15 protein-coding genes are annotated in these 19,368 nt (G+C 40.8%); 1 reads left to right on the top strand and 14 read right to left on the bottom strand.

What is annotated here, in order from left to right; all coding sequences use genetic code 11:
* The first annotated feature begins 114 nt into the window (after positions 1–114).
* Complete coding sequence (locus GD630_RS17385) at positions 115–1,197, top strand: mannose-1-phosphate guanylyltransferase (protein WP_143865130.1); 1,083 nt, start codon at positions 115–117, stop codon at positions 1,195–1,197.
* A 109-nt stretch (positions 1,198–1,306) separates the two neighbouring features.
* Here the strand turns inward: GD630_RS17385 and GD630_RS17380 are convergent, their stop codons facing one another.
* The 14 genes from GD630_RS17380 to prfB all read right to left on the bottom strand — a co-directional run bounded on the left by GD630_RS17380 (position 1,307) and on the right by prfB (position 19,303).
* Complete coding sequence (locus GD630_RS17380) at positions 1,307–4,336, bottom strand: hypothetical protein (RefSeq protein WP_238482937.1); 3,030 nt, start codon at positions 4,334–4,336, stop codon at positions 1,307–1,309.
* Positions 4,337–4,358: 22 nt separating this feature from the next.
* A complete protein-coding gene (locus GD630_RS17375; protein WP_143865132.1) occupies positions 4,359–6,692 on the bottom strand; it encodes an OmpA family protein in 2,334 nt (777 codons plus the stop codon).
* Positions 6,693–6,713: 21 nt separating this feature from the next.
* Positions 6,714–7,280 carry a DUF3575 domain-containing protein gene (locus GD630_RS17370; RefSeq protein WP_143865133.1) on the bottom strand — a complete coding sequence of 189 codons (567 nt, stop codon included), beginning with the start codon at positions 7,278–7,280 and terminating at the stop codon, positions 6,714–6,716.
* 8 nt (positions 7,281–7,288) lie between these two features.
* Complete coding sequence (locus GD630_RS17365) at positions 7,289–8,350, bottom strand: fimbrillin family protein (protein WP_143865134.1); 1,062 nt, start codon at positions 8,348–8,350, stop codon at positions 7,289–7,291.
* 5 nt (positions 8,351–8,355) lie between these two features.
* A complete protein-coding gene (locus GD630_RS17360; RefSeq protein WP_182505650.1) occupies positions 8,356–9,471 on the bottom strand; it encodes a fimbrillin family protein in 1,116 nt (371 codons plus the stop codon).
* A gap of 14 nt (positions 9,472–9,485) precedes the next feature.
* A complete protein-coding gene (locus tag GD630_RS17355) occupies positions 9,486–10,730 on the bottom strand; it encodes a fimbrillin family protein (RefSeq protein ID WP_143865136.1) in 1,245 nt (414 codons plus the stop codon).
* A gap of 37 nt (positions 10,731–10,767) precedes the next feature.
* A complete protein-coding gene (locus GD630_RS17350) occupies positions 10,768–12,108 on the bottom strand; it encodes a fimbrillin family protein (RefSeq protein ID WP_238482936.1) in 1,341 nt (446 codons plus the stop codon).
* A 4-nt stretch (positions 12,109–12,112) separates the two neighbouring features.
* Positions 12,113–13,435 carry a hypothetical protein gene (locus GD630_RS17345; RefSeq protein ID WP_143865137.1) on the bottom strand — a complete coding sequence of 441 codons (1,323 nt, stop codon included), beginning with the start codon at positions 13,433–13,435 and terminating at the stop codon, positions 12,113–12,115.
* Positions 13,435–14,553 (bottom strand): DUF3575 domain-containing protein, encoded by a 1,119-nt coding sequence (locus GD630_RS17340; protein WP_017143016.1) that lies wholly within the window; start codon positions 14,551–14,553, stop codon positions 13,435–13,437. Before GD630_RS17340 ends, GD630_RS17345 begins: the two co-directional genes overlap by 1 nt.
* Positions 14,554–14,950: 397 nt before the next feature.
* Complete coding sequence (locus GD630_RS17335) at positions 14,951–16,243, bottom strand: MgtC/SapB family protein (protein WP_143865198.1); 1,293 nt, start codon at positions 16,241–16,243, stop codon at positions 14,951–14,953.
* A 56-nt stretch (positions 16,244–16,299) separates the two neighbouring features.
* On the bottom strand, positions 16,300–16,767 hold the full coding sequence (locus GD630_RS17330) for a CYTH domain-containing protein (RefSeq protein WP_007763350.1): 468 nt from the start codon (positions 16,765–16,767) through the stop codon (positions 16,300–16,302).
* 22 nt (positions 16,768–16,789) lie between these two features.
* Positions 16,790–17,842 (bottom strand): porin, encoded by a 1,053-nt coding sequence (locus GD630_RS17325; RefSeq protein ID WP_143865139.1) that lies wholly within the window; start codon positions 17,840–17,842, stop codon positions 16,790–16,792.
* Positions 17,843–17,967: 125 nt separating this feature from the next.
* Positions 17,968–18,102: a hypothetical protein gene (locus tag GD630_RS21455; protein ID WP_007756564.1), complete on the bottom strand. Its 135-nt coding sequence runs from the start codon at positions 18,100–18,102 to the stop codon at positions 17,968–17,970.
* Positions 18,103–18,186: 84 nt separating this feature from the next.
* Positions 18,187–19,303 (bottom strand): peptide chain release factor 2 gene (gene prfB / locus GD630_RS17320; RefSeq protein WP_143865140.1). Its coding sequence is split into 2 segments (ribosomal slippage): positions 18,187–19,239 and positions 19,241–19,303, totalling 1,116 coding nucleotides; the frame shifts between segments, so codons are not numbered across the junction.
* Between the last annotated feature and the right edge of the window lie 65 nt (positions 19,304–19,368).

The following is a 19,368-nucleotide window of genomic DNA, read 5'->3' as shown; positions in this document are numbered from 1 at the left end:
CTGCAATAGTTTGGTAGAAAAAAGGAGAAAAAAATAATAAAACATATCTCAAACACTTCTATATTCAGAGAATAAACCGTACATTAGCAGAAACTTTTAAATAGAGTCTCTATTATGACAAACAAGGATAATTATTGCGTGATTATGGGTGGCGGTATTGGAAGCCGCTTCTGGCCGTTTAGCCGCAAAACATTGCCTAAACAATTCTTAGATTTCTTCGGAACCGGTCGTTCACTCTTACAACAAACGTTTGATCGTTTCCAAAAGGTAATACCAACAGAAAATATTTTTATCGTTACCAATGCAATGTATGCAGACTTAGTTAAAAAGCAGCTACCCGAAGTAAACGAAAAACAAATACTGCTAGAACCTGCACGAAGAAATACCGCTCCATGCATAGCTTGGGCCTCCTATCACATCAGGGCACTGAATCCAAATGCCAATATAGTAGTGGCCCCCTCAGACCACCTTATTTTAAAGGAAGATGAATTTCTTGCCGCTATCGAAAAAGGACTGGATTTTGTCTCACACTCTGAAAAGCTACTGACACTAGGAATTAAGCCTAATCGACCGGAAACCGGATACGGATATATACAAATCGCCGAGCCTGCCGGAGATAACTTCTACAAAGTAAAAACATTCACCGAGAAACCGGAACTGGAATTAGCTAAGGTATTTGTAGAAAGTGGAGAATTTTATTGGAATTCCGGACTGTTCATGTGGAATGTAAATAGCATTATCAAAGCGAGTGAATCCTTATTGCCCGAGCTGACTTCTAAACTGGCGCCCGGAAAGGAAATTTATGCCACTGATGGAGAAAAAGCATTTATTGAAGAAAATTTCCCGGCATGCCCTAATGTATCCATCGATTTCGGCATTATGGAGAAAGCAGATAATGTATATGTATCATTAGGAGATTTTGGCTGGTCTGATCTTGGAACCTGGGGATCACTTTATGATTTATCAGACAGAGACCAAGAAGGTAACGTCAGTTTAAAATGTCATTCACTTTTATATAACAGCAAAGACAATATGGTAGTATTACCGAAAGGAAAACTCGCTGTAATTGACGGATTGGAAGGATACCTGATAGCGGAATCCGAAAACGTCCTACTTATTTGCCGTAAAGACGAAGAACATTCCATCCGCAAATATGTCAATGACGCCCAAATTCAACTGGGCGATGACTATATTTAATAAATAAGGCAACTTCTTCATTACGAATCAGTTGCCTTATATTTTATTATTTTAGGAATATCCCTAAAAAAGCTTGCAATACTTTGAGTACACGTTATACTCTCATAAATCAAAATCTGTAAGAGGTTCCCACCGAGAATGATGCATGAACAGGAGTCAAATCTCCACCCGACCATATATCTTTAGTGTATAGTCGCAAACGAGGTTCGGCAAAAACACCGAATCCCTTAAGCAGTTTATAATAAAAATGTACACCGCCCTCCGCACCGATATTCGTTTTATTAGGCTCTTTTCCGAATGAAAAAACAGGACCTGCAAGCAACTCAACACCAAATTTACGGTTCGGATTATAACCTCCCATAAAATGAGTCACATCAAAGAGATAATCTGCCGATAAACTAATCAGCTTACGGGCATCCGATCCGTTCTTTCCCGGCAAAGCAACATAATCCAAGCCTACCCGTGCACCGGAACAAGGGAAGAACTGCCGTCCCCCAGACACTCCTATTAAAACTCCAAGACCGGAACCGTCATCTAGTTTCACCCGATGAATAGGCATATTTCCACCTACATTCCATGAGGCAAAATAGTAAGGTTCGAATTCACTTCTGCGAGCAGCCAGCTCTTTCAACGTCTTACCACCTGCACGACGGAATTCCAGTCCGACCTGCACACTCATCACATTATCTGTCGTAGAGATGCGAGGACCCACATAATTATCAATAACGTTGACATCTCTGTAAGAATAAGGAATACGAGAGAAACGAGGTTCTATAAATAATGCCGTATGATCGGAGAAGTAATATTTACATTGCAGCCCTGCCGTCACACCGGCATATGCAGCACCTGCCGCACTAACCTTTATATTTTCATTTTGCCTCCGTACCTTACCTAGTTCCAGACCTAACATCGGAACAATTCCCCAACGTTGTTCATTATCATGCTGCCAGAAAGAAAGAAGATTCAACATACTCTCTATCCGGACTCCTCCTTGCATCGTTCGCTTGTCAGCAAGAGTTCCATCTTCACGCGCAGCCTGTCCCCAACTACTTATGCCTGCAAAACCGGAGAAACGTAATCCCCAGAAAGGTAGAAACCATTTACCGGCAGATACACTCATAGTAGGCCCTACCGAAGCTAAAGCTCCCATAGAACGTCCCGAACCACTTAGGAACTGAAAGCCGACACCTCCACTGATGAAAGTATTTCCCCAGAATGTTCCATCACCAAAACCGCTTTCTAACAATCTCTTACGATAAGAAGGGCTGAACCGATACGAAGTACCCACCGCAAAAGAGAGCTGTAAAGGAGTTCCCTTACCCTCACGCGAATTGATATAACGTTGCGTATACAGTCGCAATTTAGACTCAGCAAAAACATCAAATTGCTCACCTAGCCTCCAATAAGGACGTACACCGCCTTCTCCTCCCAAATAGGTCTTTCCCGGTTCAAAGCGATGGGTAATGACCGGACCGGCAAAAACTTCCGTACCAAACTTACGTTCCAGATCATAACCGATTACCCAATTGGATATATCAAACATATAATCCAAAGAAAGGCTCGTAAAAGTGTAACGGTCAATCTTAGCATCCGCCAAACGGGTAGCCGCATTGTTGAAGTCAAGTCCTAAACGGAATCCGGAAAGCGGACTAAACTGCCGTCCGACCGCAGCTCCGGTAATGAAACCCGGGCGGCGTGAAGTAGGGCGGTTCAACTGTTGCGGCATTGTCATGCCGACAGCATAAGAAGTATAATAATAAGGAGTAAAATCTTCCCTAAGTTTGGCTAACTGCTGCCATTGCGGACGAGTAGGACGACGCAATTCGACCCCTACACTAATATTCATCAGCTTATCCATAAAAGAATACTCATTCACTTTTCCGGAAATCGTCTTCTCTGTAAAGGTATAAGGTACGAACGACATACGTGGTTCTACGAAGAAAGCCAAGTTCTCTATCGGATAATACTTAAACTGTACTCCGCCTGTCCATCCCGTATATGTTTTAGAAATAACCTCCTGCTCATCCTGTTTCTTCATCATCCCCAACTCGACACCGAACATCGGGACAACTCCCCACCGCATAGAACGCGCTTCTTTCTTGAACAACGCAAAAGGATTCAACATCACTTCTGCCCGTCCGCCTCCATACAGAGTCATTCTGTCCATACCTGCCTTTTGATTCTCTTTCCACGCATCATACGATCCAAATGCAGATAAGCGGAAACCAAACAGATCCAAGAACCATTTACCTATGGACACATTAAAAACAGGTCCTGTAGAGCCTAGCAGTCCTTGTTCCCTGGCCAATGAGGAATTCTGCGCTTGAAGTCCCATAGCCGCACTGATGAAAGTATTATCCAAGAAATTCTCCTCTCCTGCTTCCGTACTTCCACGCTGCTTGAAGGTTCCTAAACGATAATTCATCCCCACACGGGCATTAAATCCCATATCATATCCGTGCCAGTTATTTTCTCCGGAGATATCGATATTATCGGTATAAAAGGAGATTGCCGGTTCTACAAACACGTCCAGACGCGTCCCGGTAGCCAACTTCATCTGTAAGCCCAGATGGAAATCGCCCGCTCTTTTTTTCTCTCCAGCCAAAGAAGCGAGATGTACACCCAGCCCTTCAACCGTAGAAATCTCGAACATACGATAAGGATTATATCCGGCAAAAGCCGTACTAAGATTGAATATATGATCTATACCGAACGAATAATTGCTCCATTTTTCATTATCACTCTGGCGACTGGCGCTTTGCCATGTTCCATAGAGTCGCATTCCGTTTTTAGAAGAAAAGAATTTAGTGGCAGACAGTCCGATTTCCGGTCCGCCGGAAAGATTCATATCCCCTTGTGGAATAATACGGTTGTAACCACCCCAAAAACCGAAGAAGAAGTTATCAAGGAACTTTTTATTGTTGAACTCCATCCCTTTAGGCTGATAACGTTTCTGCATTGAATACTTCATTGCATTGAACTTCACACGATAGGCTGTATCGGCCTGGCTTCTTCGTTGCATTGCGGAATCCTGAGCAGCTGCTGCATCTCGCATCTTTGCAATGGAATCTTGCTGCTGGGCAAGTACGCCGCCCGCAAATATTCCACAACAAATACACGTCAATATATATCTTTTCATCACCATTATTTATCTATTTAAGCTATTCATTTCCTCCCGTAGTCATTGCATCTTCATACCCCATCTTAGCATATTTGAAACAGTCTTCACTGATATCTCCATCCCATTCGGCTATTGAGATATAACTGCTGTCCTTCTTGAAACAGTTTGTCAACGCCTCTTCTGCCTGCATGGCATAAAAGTCTCCTTTACGACAATATAACACCGCTTTCAAGTACATCGTCTTCGGATCGTCTGCGGGTAAATCCTCCAATGCTTTCTCCGCTTTTTCATTCCATGCGTGTGTCTTCATCGCCAGACACATCACGACATTATTAAGAGGCGAACTATTCTTGACCAATTCAAATGTTTCCAAACGACGGGCTATTTCCGTATCATTCAATCCGCTGGTCACTTTATAATATCCTCCCAAGCAGAACGCAAATGCCTTTATCTTCTTGTTCTTCTCATTGTCGGGCAGTAATTGTGCCAGACGACTGGCCTCCGAGAAATCTCCCTTCTTCAAATACATGGCAAGTTGATTGGCTACCACCTCCTCAACATTATCAATACCAATCACACGTCCGTCAAACGTACGCTCCACATTACAGCCTCTCACTGAGAAATCAATTAATGGCTTCAATACTTCCGTATCCACCGTATCGCGTTTCAAGTAAGCCACCGCTAAATTATTAGCAGCCAGCACCCACGGCTTTCCTCCCGTCAATTCTTGAGAATAGTGATATGCACGGCGATACAGCTCCTCCAATTCCTTAGGATCTTTCACCATATTGAATAAGTGCCAGTATTCATACAAAGCAAAATTCTTTTTTCCCGAATGATAATCAGGATCATTCCGGTAACGATTCAATATTTCCTCCTTCGTCAAGGCACGATAAATTTCTGCGGTATATTCGCACTTCATTGAACGCAATTTGGGAAGATGGCTTTTTATAATGGTGCTATAATAAGGTAAAGCAGCTACTTGCCGAAATTGCTGGTCTTGGTTCTTCGGGTATTTCTCTACAATTTCGCGAATAGCGGCAGCCTCCGCAGGCAGCGTATCTTGCTCCAGCAAATCCGCTACCTCCAACCAAGTAGCAACTCGCGAATCATTAGGTGTATAAGTATACAAACGTTGCATCGTATGAGCCGGAATAACAGAGTACACCAACGAACGTGCATACGCCAGACGACGTTGCGACAAAGCCATATTAGACGCATAAGAACCTTCCGGTGACGAAACGCTATACAAATGAAGTTCTTTCAAAGTAGAACTTTCGCCATTTACCACCTCCAACAGCTTCGCTTTCAGTTTATTCAACTGTACTTCATTATTAGGATCTTCAGGATCCAATTCCGCCTTCCCCAGTAAGAAGCTCAAAGAAATGTCTTCCACACCGGTACGGCGTTCAACTTTCGGTTTTTCCTCATATTTCTTAGGGTCCAGTTCATACTGGTCGAGCGAATATTCGAGGAAACGTAACGGACGTCTGGGGCTACGGGTGGAGAGCTCCAACAAGCGTTCGTAATAAGGACGCGTATAATCTTCCATCTGCATAAGAGCCAGCACTTGGAAGTTATCTTGCGCATTGGATAGTTTGATTGTATCATTCCACATATAGGAAGCCTTCTCCGCCGAGAGGGGTTCGTTTTCAATGATAAAAGCGTCCAGCGAATCCCGGGTTATATCATATCCCATACGACGGTCCTGAGTCAGATAATATTGCGAACCATCGTATACACGAGGCAGACGATACATTTCAACTTTCTTTCCTTTACTATTATTTATCACGTATGGCTGTACGATCATTCGGGCATTGTCCTTTCCAATACGTGGAGGAACTGCAACTTTTGCCCCGTTCAAAATAATCATATCTCCATACTGGTCGGGTGTTTCGGGCATGGACGTTACCTCTGTACGTTGCCCCACAACGGTTACCTGACTAATCATGTGTCCCATATCTACATACGTAGTAATCTCCCGTCGACCACTGATTGCTTCAAATACGGCGGGCGCCGTACTTACTTTGATAACCAATGAACCGGTCTCCGGTAAAGTAATCTGATAAGCTCCCGTCGCATCGGGTACTTCGTACATGGCTGAAAGGGTCAAACTGATATTGTCTTTGTTCAGTGCCGCTTCCATATCCTTTCCTTCTTGAACGGTATTGAAATAATAAATCTTTATGTCACCAATAGAAGAAATATCAAACGGGACAGGTTTTCGTTTCTTCTCGGATGCTTCTTTGTCCAGAATACGTCCCATCACTAATTTGGGAGCTTGCGCATTCAACTGAACACAAGTAGCTAAATAACATATCAATAGAAAAGCTATTCTCATAGCTCCGTTCACCCTTATCAAATTTACTTTCATATCTACAATCTCACTTTCTAACTATCTAATAATATAAGAAATAGAAACCGCTAACTTGGCTGGAAACAATTTATATCCATGCGCATTCGTCTTTCCCGGATTATTGATCAGATAATCCTCAAAATTATCATTCTCATAGTATTGTTGGTGCCAGAAACAAACGGCTCCGAAACCTGCCGAAAATTCAAGGTTCAGACGTTTTCCCAATACCATCGAATATCCCATCGTTATACCAATGCCTATGGCATCTCCATCGTAAATATGTTTTCCCAGATGCATATCATAGCTCGCCCCCAAAGCGGATATACCGATGTATTCACGCACCATAGGACGTCCGTTAAACCAATATCGATACTCCGGCTGTACTCCGATAAGCTTGATATCTGTCCCCCAAGGTTTGTATCCTCCATAGAAACTTAAATCAACACTGGAGCGTTCTCCCACTACAAGTTCACATCCTAAGTTAGGCACTCCTGCCAAAAGTGACAAGCCATTGGTTTTCACTGCTATTTGCTGGGCGCACACCTCTTGTGCTCCAGCCCCAAGCAGCAAAATAAAGAAGAACAGATATTTTACGATTCGTGTCATGCTTTCAATTACTGTAACTTAACATCCTTATCTATTGTCGTACCGTTAGTCCAAGAATCCACATTTGCCGGTCCTGAGAATGTAGCATCCTTTGGCAAGAAATTTATACGCATCAATGTAGTCTTTCCCTTTTTTATCGGTATCTTATACCCATAACTAGAAGTATAAATAGTATATTCACGTTCATTATTTCCCCCATCTTTAACCAGACAAGTGATTTTTTTTATCAATGTTTGCTCAGGTGGAAACATGAACTTCGCAACAGATTCTCCTGGCATATTATAAGCTATCCCTACGTTATCTACAGGATGGAAACAAGACAATAATTTGGGAGAAGAAAAAGATAATGTTCCGTCCGTTAAAGACATCCAGCCAGTTTCAGGAGTATCACACTGTACTGTCACAGATTGAACCCGATAATTAGCCTCACAGACCTCTGCACTTGTCGAATAAAAACAAAAATCCAGTCGTCCAAACGCATGTTTAAAATTCAGAACAATAGGACTAGTTCCTACTTCTGAATACCATGTTGGTGTTTGAGATGTATACATATAATCTTTAGTAAGAGACATATCAGCAGTATTCAGCTTCCATGGTATAGCCCACTGAGCCACACTCTTTATCTCGCGCCACTCCACATCTTCAGTAAAAGGATAATAACCGTATAACATTAATCCAGCATTACTCGTATTAGGAAAAGTTGCCAAATTTTCTGTTTGCAAAGTCTCATATCCAGGCACATAAGTATAGCAAGCATTAAACAGATTCTGCTGAAAATCACTTTCACGTTTTTTATTAAACAAGTCACAATCTGAATTCGAAGCACCCTGAATTGCGGGAATACCAAAAATGCCTACCTGAGCATTCGGTTCAAGGGTCGTTAATGGCGCACGAGTTCCAGGTCCTATCACATCTACAACAATAGAAGCAGAAATGCTGGAGCTGAAAGATAACACAGCTCCACCATTCATATTATTGTTATTATTACCCGATTGAGACGTACCATCATCATCCTTACTACATGCTGTAAAAAATAATAATGATACGCCTACTATCATCCATCTATTCATATAAATTAGTTTACTTCTTGATCAATAGCACCTTCACTTGTCCACGGTTCTAATGACGCATCCAAATCAACTAAACGTAAGCCATATATTGTCAAATTAACGGTATAAATTTTACCAGCTTCAAACGGAGCTACAGCACCATCTTTCTTATATGTTATAGTAATTATATTTTCTTGCGTTTTATCTTTACCATTAACATTAGCAACCAATGTTACTTTAACCTTATAAGTACCAGTTGTTGAAGGCAACACCATTGTAGTTCCAGCATTTGCTCCTGTATTTTCCACTGGAGATACATCCGTAGCCGTAGAATTACTATATGGTATATCTCCTTCAAAATACACAGGAATATCATCATCAGCAGCGGCAGCAGTTAAAGTTCCTTTATTAGCACCAGCCACAACCAAGCTAGCTTTTGGAGCTGAAATAACCTCTATATTCCTAATACTTACAGGCCAAACTACACCATCACCTGTGGTATATCCTCCTTCGTCACCTTTAATACCCTTAAATTGTAATTGAGTTAATAAGTGTTTGAACTTCAGCACAGGAGTTTTACCTCCCTTACGAAAATAACGAGCATTATACCCATTATACTTTATACCATCTACTATTACCTCTCCTTTTTCAGCTTCAGCATCAGCAGCAATTGCTTCTCCCCAAAGAATATCTTGGGCACCCGTAATATCATATGTGGCCAAAACAGCATTTTGCGTAATTGTAGACTGCGGCTGAGGGCTACATGAATAAAAAGAAAAGTCTACATCACTATTCAAGGGATAAAAATAAACTTCTGAACCATCAAAAACAACATTACCGTTTGAATCAACTACGCCATTTGCATAATGGTTTGGTCCCGGAAATAAACAAGAATCATCAGTGTCCCAACCAGTACCGGTATTATTTAACCCCCATACACGAATAGGAGTATCAGTCCATCCAGTTACAGCCGCTCTCGTCTCAGTAACAGAAATTTCAGGACTTGCACTTAAAGCTATTCTTCCATCAAAAGGTATATCTATAATAGAACTATCCTGTCCCTTCTGATCACCCATTTCTCCATTGGAACAACTCGCCATCATCGCTATTATTCCAAACACAAATAAATTATTTTTTTTCATATATAAATTAGTCATTATTGTACATCTGTAAATTCATCCGGATTCATACTAGCAGAACCACCTTCTCCCCACGCACCAAGTACAGCCTCAATTTCAACTTTCTCTACACCATAAACACTTATAGTAATATTGTAAGAATTAGAGGCCTTAAATTTATCAAGTTTAGTACCATCTTTTGTTGTTACATCAGAGGCTTTCAATATTCTAGTAAATGTATCTTCGGGCTTATCTATAGGATTACCATTCGCATCCTCTTCTTGACGAATTGTTACTGTAATTTCATAAGATTCCACTTCTGGCTCCACCAATAATGCTTCACCAATCGTTTTGGCAGGATCATCTTTTCGAGGAGCATAAGAATTAGCTGGCACTAGATCTATCATTTGACCATCATCACCTCTTTCTTTAAGAGCCAAAGGTACCCTATCGGCATCATTAGTTGTCCAAACAATCCCCTTATCATCTTCATCAGAATAAACAACAGCTAACTCACCTGTCGTTTTTGACTTTACTGTAACAGACTTTACATAAGCTTTCTCCGGTGCCGCATTACCTTCTCCATCTACAAAAAAGACTAAACGAGTTAATAAATGTTCAAATGTCATAGAAGGTTGAACGCCTCTACGAGCGGTATATGAACTAAATGCTTTATTATAATCAATTTGATCAAGATTAGGCTTTTGTTCATCAGTCAATTTAGCTTTAGCAACCATCAAATCTTCCGCACCAGTAATCGTAAACTCTTTAAATAGAACTTTGTTTCCATTGCCACTTTTTCCATCTTTCACTTGTGCAACTGTACCATCCGATATTGCATTATCAGCATAATAGCCAAAAAAGTCATAGGCTCCATTACGAGGAAAATAACGAGAAGGAGTTCCTTCCAGCCAAGTTATATCTCCCCTATCAGATCCACCAGTTGCTTTCGCTTTTTCATCAAATAACACATAAGTATCCTGAGTTGTAGTAATTTTGTCAGCACGAGTTATTCCCGTCTCTGGATCTTTTTGGCAGGCATAAATATGAAGTATTTCATTATTCCATTTGCCGTGTAAATCATCTTTATCAGCTCCAATAGAGCCAGAACTTCGAGTGGGAGTTGCATCTATTTTAGCAATTGGAGCAGATGCAGAAATCAGGATTTTGTCTGCACTCGGAAGCATATCTGTTTCATCTCCAGATAAGCCTTCGTTTTCACTTTGCGAGCAAGAAGCCAGTATCCCGGCTGTCATCATTGCATAAAGAAAAAATCGTTTCATAAATCACATAATTTTTAGATTAATAATATATTTAATTTCACATTTCATCTTCAAATTTATCATTCGGGTTTATAGTTCCACTTCCACCATCTTCCCACATCCCCATTGTTACCTTCGGCGTAATATCAGACAGACTATTAACCGTCAGATAAATAGTATAAGCTTTTCCTGCACTGAATACTTCATCATTTTCTAGTTTAACATCTACTTCTGTATATAATGACCCTTGCAATCCATTTTCTGCACTCAAACTAATTTTAGCCTCATAAAAATCAGCAGGTGCCACTAATAAACTTGTACCAGTATCACGATCATTATCTATATCTTTGTCAAGGACATAAAGATGATCCCGTTCATCCCCATATACAGGACATTTAGCTACTACGCACCAACCATCACTCCCTATCAATTCTCCATTCTTCTTTCTGAGTTCGATATACTTATATTCTTCATTATTAAATGAGATTCCTCTTTGAGGTTTCGTTTGATCAGTAGGATCATTCACCGCCACTATAAAACATCCTTTATATTTTGAATTTACCTCAATCTTTTTTACAGTTAAACTAGGATCCAAAGGGGGAATGTTCTTTTTTTCATCTTTGTCCTCATTGGGACTATTATCCGGTTTACAAACCACAAAGCGAAGAAGTACTAAATGATGTTCAAACTGAAATACCGGATTTAGTCCATGATTAGCAGAATATGCACTATATGCGCGTCCCAAGATCTTATCTTTATATGGATTACCCTCGTATTTATCTTCCTGTTTGTCAATATTTGCCATAGATGACATAAAGTCTCTGCGCCCATCCAGTTCGATGTCGTAATAGATATAATCTTTCTCACGGTGACACTCACTAACATAATCATCTAAATAGTAAGCAAAGAAATTGTATGGCCAATCGGTATGTCTCATATTATAATAGATACTCTGCGACTCTTCATCTGGATAGAAAAGCATTAAATTGGAATCTTCCTTCTTCACTCCTACTTCTTTCCCGTGGTTAGAAACCTGTGCATTCACTCCTCCTGTTCTAGAACCATCCAACAAACAGAAATCTTCGTTCGTCGCACTCCAAGGTTTGGACAAGTCTGTCTGCGGATCCTTATTGAACGCATACACATAGAATCTTACTTGATTCCAAAAATCGGCATCATTGCCATTATTGACTTCACCACTACCACGTGTCAGTATATCAAAATCAGACATTCCTAAACTCAACACAATAGGAACTGGCTCCACTAAAGGCGCATCATCGTCTGTCGGCAATTCCCCAACATACGTATCTCTGGAACAATTAAACAACAGTATCGAACAAAACCCGATTAATAAGTATTGTTTAATCCTCTTATATGTTATCTGTCCTTTTTTCATCATCCCATTATATTTCTACATGAATATCATCATCTACCGGTATCCATCCACAGATGCCATCACTTCCCATTTCAGGATTCAAACCAACAATACGAAAAGGTGTCTCAATTTTCAATACAGCCTGATCTTTCGCCTTCTTTCTTTCATTGACTTGCCCTGTTTCTACCGTAATTGCCTGTTCCTTGATCTGCTTCGACAAATTTGATTTCGCATGAATAGCACGAGTATCCGTACCTGTCTTCACATATAAAACTATACAACAAACACCGGGACCTGTAATCGTATAACTATCTACACTCCCTACTAAACCAAATACCTCCAAAGATGCTTTACACGAAAGAGTCACAGTAGGCTTCTCTTCTTCTACAGACCGAGAAACCTCCGGGTCAGTAACTTCTACAATTGTTCTCTTCAACTCTGCGATATTTAAAATGCCGGTAGATAGGGAAACCTCAGGAGCGATACCCGCCATTTCTATATAGATATCTCGAATATCTTCCTCTGTCAACTGATTTCCATCTTCATCCGCTACTAGTTGAACAGTAAAGTTTATATCAATATGTTGAGTTAAAGAAACAAAATCGAAAGGTTGCGTATAATTCTTCCCTGCATCCAATTCTAAATAGTCACAACGGGCAACCAACAACTTTCGTCCCGCTTCCCGCACATAACCGATACCGGGATTTAGATCCGCCCATTTCCAATTATTTACAAATTCTTTGCTAACATCTTTGTGTTCCACTTCCTTATGGCGCATTTTAACTTCTTTCACCGGAATCGCCTCATTAGTCTTAAATTCATCCAGATTAACTAATTCAACTCTTGTATCCTCTTTTTCAACCTGTACGTCTCCATTTGCTTCATCCTTCTGCGTCACTGTCACCATCGGATATGCAGGATTAGTAAAAGCCATCATAAAATATTCACCTCCAGGCAGCTTAATATCAGGCTGATACTCACTCTGAGGTTCGGACTGGTCATCGGGAGGCGTGGTGTCAGTATTATCACGAGTGGTTGAACCGTCACCCGAAGTTTCAGTATTTCCGTCATCAGGAGTTATTGCCGTTTCTTCTTTGCTCTTCTCCACTTTAAAGTTTCCATTTTTATCTGTCTGATAAACTATATGGCGTGTATTCAAGATACGAGTAGCCACAAAATATAATTTCTCAGGCGTTTCATCGGCAGATAAGCCCAGTTCATTCCAATTATATGTAACCGAGAACCCATCCACCACGTGCGGATGTGTAGTTTCATCACACAGATCTACCTTTGTACAACCGACCAAAAGCAAGGAAGCCAATAGAATTTGATATATAACAGTCACTTTCATTACGCTTCACCTCCCTCATTAGTCGTTAGTGGCACGATTCCCTGATCTTTCAAAGATTGTGGTTCGACGGCCTGCGGTTCAGGCGAATCAGACTTAGCAGGCTGTTTCTCCTGAGCAGGTTGCTGTTCCTCCGTTGATTGTTGTATCTCAGGTGTTTCCACTACTTTTCCAGCTTGCTTCTTCTCTTCTTTTGAATTTTTCTTCTCCAACTTTTTCACTTGTTCCAAAGAATCTTTCATCAACTTATCTTGTCTCTTAAGCGAGTCCTTTATCTGGTCCAAAGCTTCTTTTGCCAATCGTATAGAGTCTTTCTGCAACTCTTTCAGATGTTTCGCCTTATCCCGTGCTTCACTAATAGAATCACGCCTCAATTGCTTTTGACGCTTAGCTTCCGCACGCGCATTTATCTTATCATAATCAATTAGCTTATACTTGTTCTTGACAGAAGTAGAGAAACGATAAACAAAAGCTACCCGCAAATCACTGACAACCGGGAAAGGAACTAAATGGCCTCCCTTACTTTTTTCAGGTAAGCGAGGATAACAATTACTTTCAGCATCATGCTTATACGCATCATATTTAGTGTATACAAATCCGACACTGGCACCTAACTCCAAATCAATGAAGTTCTGGCGATAACCATATAAAGGAATGCTGAATCCACCGGATACACCCAAACCGTAAGCAGAACCCTGCATTCCTGTCGAACCAAATTTAAAATTATAGTTAGCAACGTCAGCATACACCCCCCAATAATAGGCACGCCAATAACGAGGATGGAAACGTTTAATAGTGAACACTTCCTCTTTCATCCGTTGAAAGAAAGAAGCAGAATCCAGATGATGGAAGTTACGTTGAGTAGTACGGAAATATTTCCGGAACTCCATACGGGCATCAACCAGATTATATACAATGCTAGGTTTGTAATTTTGAGAAGTATTCCAGTTGCCTTTGATACCGAGACTTAATGTGTAGTGTTTGTAAGGAGAGCCGAACAAATCGAATTCGGCAGTAACATTAGGTAACAATACAAGCCACTCGACAGCATTTGTTTTAAATGCCCATCGAGATTTAAAAGGCATGATAGAATCTTTGTTTTCTACTGCCTTCTTACGCATAGAAGATTGAGCATAGCATTCTACCCCTAAAAAGGAAAAGAATAAAAACAATACACAAAATAGTAGTTTTATTCTAGAAATATGCCAAATCTTTTTGCGTTTACATATAAACGACACCGGCTTTCCTTGTACAAGGAAAGCACTATGCCCTTCGCCCTCATTTCCCATAACCTGCGTCTTACGCGTTTATTTTTGCTTATTTGTCTACATTGTTCCCTAATACAATGCTAATCAGGCACAAAAATAGATTAAATATTATGAGATAACAAATATAAATCTAACTTTTTAATAAAACACAAAAAGAAAAAAGAAAAACAAAGTTTTTCAATCTTTTTATTAGCAGAAAGCAAACGAAAAAGAAGATGTTTGTATGACAAATAGAAAAAAGGAGACTTTCTTAAAGATAAAAGAATAATAGCAAAACAAGGTTGCAGGCAATCACTGCTCCGAAGCCTCCCAAAATCCAAGGACGAAGTTTACTTCTTTTCCCGGCAAAGAATAAGGCATAAAACATATTCACCAGTATATTACTTACAATCGCCTGCATACTGCAAGCTGTAATAATCAGTACGGCAACGCTCCCCGTGTTTTGCAATAAGTTCAAAATAAAAGGGGTTATATCGCTGAAACCGGATACAAAAGAGAGCAAATTCAATCCGCTTGTACCGGCGTAAACCAAAGTATAATGTGTCAAAACCGTAAATACGACAAATAATACGGCAAAGATCAACGCAACCTTAAATTCCAATGGATTGCTACTATCATCCTCTTCCGACTCGACAGAAGTATCTTTAGGAAGTTTCTGCCGTGAATGAATAAACCAGCCTACTATCGCAGATACCACTGACATTATCAACAGGTACGGATAAATAGAAAGAAAGATCTCCCTGCTAAAAATAAGTATCAGTATCATAAAACGCAGAAACATCATACTGACCGCCAATAACATGGCTGCGACGTACTCCGTAGCCTCTTGCTCCGAAGCTTTCCGACTTTTACGTGCAAGTACCGAAATAGTGGCTGTACTACTATACAACCCACCTATAATACCGGACACCAAAGTGCCGGATTCATGAAACACATACCGCTTCAGCAAATAAGAAAGGTAGGAAATACCTGAGACGACCACTGTTGCCAACCAAATAGAATAAGGAGTCAGATTTATATCCGGAATCAGGTTTTTATGTGGAAGCATAGGTAATATAATACCACTAATAGCCAAAAACTTTGCCAACGTAATCATTTCATCATTTTTCATCCGCTGGGCAAATTCCGTAAAGGTATGCTTTAGTTCTGTAAGCAGAAGTACCGTCACAATCACCATGACATAGAACCAGGAAGGTTGGGTGGACACAATGGGAGCCAGACAATAGGTGATTAAGGCGATAATAATAGTCGTCACGCCAAAAACATGAAATTGAGCCTGCTTCACATAATAGTTCAGTCCCAGCAACAGTCCCAAAACGGCGCCTCCTCCCATAAACAAACGCATACTCGTAGGGTCCAATATATAAAGAAGATAGCCTAATATACCGATGAAAGTAAATGTGCGGTCAGTACCGAAAAGAGTCGTCTCCCCTTCACGCTTCAGACTGATACGGCGCTGTGAGAGTCCGATTAACAAGGAGAATAAAGTCACCAGAATAAAGGTTACCAATTCGCGTGGCACATAACCATATAACTGTTCCATATCCATATACTACCCTTTTTATTATAAGAACAAATATACGGTTTATTTGTTAACGTTCACCACATCTTATACGGTTTTTTCATTAGCCGGGAATTGTAATAACGTATATCGCCCGTCACTTCTTCACCGATAAAGTCCGGCTTCACAAAGGCCTCATCTTCAGAAGCCAGCTCGACTTCCGCCACCACAAGCCCCTCATTCTCACCATAAAACTCGTCAACTTCAAATATATGCCTGCCGCTACGCACCAGATAACGGGTCTTGTCAATAATTCCCGGTTCACACAACTTCATCAATTCTTCCGCCTCCGGCAAAGACAGTTCCTTTTCCCATTCATAACGGCTTGTACCAGAAGCGTTGGAAGCCCCCTTGATAGTCAGGTATCCCTTATCATCCCGGATACGTATCCGGACAGTCCTTCCACGAGCACTGCTGATATATCCCTGCACAATACGACTTTTCGCAAATGCCAACGACTTATACTCTCCGATAACTAAAAATTTACGTTCTATTTCTTGTGCCATGCCGCAAAAGTAATCATAAAAATCAGAACCTTGTCATAAATTCAATTACGATTTTATCCTGCTCCGATTCTTTCGGGATACCGGTTTTCTTATAGAAATACTTTTCGAAGTTCAAACGAAGGTCGGCAATGAAAGCTTTTGAAAGGCTAAGTGTGATCCCACCCGTGACACGATGGCGTGCATAATCGTTTATAACCAAAGCATTTGTCGTCTTATCTATTTTGCCGTCACTATGATCCGTCATCATGTCATAACGTGCAAGAAAAGAAATTTTATTGAATACTTTCTTCAAAGGTAAGTCGTAATTGACAAAGCTATTCACAGCGTGCACATCTTTAAACGTCTCATGCCCGTACATTTTATATAGATATTCCGCTTCAATATGAAAACGATTATTTTGATAGTAAATACCGGCATCATACATATTAATCCGTACGGATTCCGGCTTTATCATCTGGGTGCTGAGTGTTATATTCCAATTTTTGCCGGGTAATAACTGAGCTTTAACCGAGTAGTTCAATGTTTTATGCCATTCTTTCTGATTGGTAAGCCCCGAACCGTTAAATAATCCGGCCTCAAGAATAAACGGAAAGCCACTCGTATGTTTATAAGCAGTAGTGAACCCAACATCACGGACATTTCCTACTTGCTTGGCTATGAATGAACGATTGGCAAAATACTGTTGGTGAGGAGAACGATGAGCATCAATCGTAAAAGGTACCCGCATTTGCCCAATCGTGAAATTAAGATCTTTCATCGGAAAGACACGTACATACGCATCCAGCATTTTAATAGAGCCCTCGTCAGAAAGGTCGATTTCCGCTTTATAAGCAACCAAAGGATGCACATTTCCCGAAACACTAAAGCGCGCATTACGTACTTCAAAACGACTTTCCTCTGTTTCTGTCTGGAATTCGTATTTTCCCCGAATCGTTCCATGAATCTCGGGCAAATAGTCTTTCCATTCCATCGTCTGCTTATCTAATTTTTTGCCATCTCCGGCGTCTTCTTTAGCCTGTCCGAAAGCTGTTGCCGCCAACAATAATGTTACGACTGTTGTTGTAATTCTACTCATTTCAGTTGTTTGCTACTTAATCCGCAGCAAAAGTACAACTGCAAGGATACACAAGAATGACAATCCGGTTACAGTAGTATTACAAAAAAACTCACCACAGATTACATAAACCTGTGGTGAGATTATCAGCCGAAAAAGGAAAAGGCAATCAGCATAATCAGTGCCAAAATAATTAATGAGACAAACACTATTTTGACAACCTTCTGGGCCTGCTCTTCTTCCTTCTTACTAATCGCTACTTTTTTCTTACCCTTGCCCATAATAGTTAGCTTTAAAGTTCAACGCTAACAAAGTAAGGACAAATCTTTTAACTTTCCAAAAATAACAGTTGCTAATTTTGTATTTTATGATTCCTGTGAAGAGAATTCCATCAGATAAGCCTTAATAAAATCCTCTATCTTGCCATCCATCACTCCGTTTACATCCGAAGTCTGATAGTTGGTACGATGATCTTTCACACGGCGGTCGTCAAATACATAACTTCGGATCTGCGAGCCCCATTCGATCTTCTTCTTTCCCGCTTCCACCTTCGCCTGTTCTGCCATACGGTGCTGCAACTCTTTATCATATAAGATAGAACGTAACTGGCGCATTGCATTTTCACGGTTCTTAGGCTGGTCGCGGGTTTCCGTATTTTCAATCAGAATCTCCTCTTCCTCACCTGTATAAGGATCTTTATATTGGTAACGCAGACGAACTCCGGATTCTACCTTGTTCACATTCTGACCACCGGCGCCACCGCTTCGGAAGGTATCCCAAGAGATACGTGCCGTCTCAATATTCACCTCAATACTGTCGTCTACCAACGGGGTGACAAAGACAGAAGCAAAAGATGTCATACGTTTACCCTGCGCATTGTAAGGAGAGACACGTACCAAACGGTGCACCCCATTTTCTCCTTTCAGATAACCGTAGGCAAAATCCCCTTCAATATTGATCGTACAGGTTTTGATTCCGGCCTCATCACCTTCCTGAAGGTTGGCAATAGTAGCCTTATAGCCATTTGTCTCAGCATAACGCAAATACATACGCATCAACATAGAAGCCCAATCCTGACTCTCCGTACCACCGGCACCGGAATTGATCTTCAACACACAATCCATTTGGTCGGCCTCATCACGAAGCATATTCTTGAGTTCGAGCGCTTCTACCGCCTCACGCGCTTTCGCATAAGCAGTATCCACATCTTCCTCTGTCACCAATTCCTCTTTATAGAAATCAAATGCCAGCTCAAGTTCATCTGCCAGCGTTTTGACCTCATTATAGCCGTCAATCCACTTTTGCAGGTCTTTCACCAACTTCATTTGGGCTTCAGCTTTCTTCTGGTCATCCCAAAATCCCGGAGCCTGCGTTCTTAACTGTTCTTCTTCGACTTGAATTTTCTTCCCGTCAACGTCAAAGATACCTCCTCAGCGCATCCGTGCGCTCTTTCACGTCTTTAAGTTGTTCAATAGTAATCATCTTCTTAAATTAGAAATTAAAAGTTATAAATTATAATCGTACACTTATCTCACATCGAATCTCAA

It is taken from the genome of Bacteroides zhangwenhongii (assembly GCF_009193325.2).
Lineage (GTDB): Bacteria > Bacteroidota > Bacteroidia > Bacteroidales > Bacteroidaceae > Bacteroides > Bacteroides zhangwenhongii.
The sequence above is the reverse complement of the archived record's forward strand: the minus strand, read 5'-3'. Positions and strand labels throughout refer to the sequence as shown.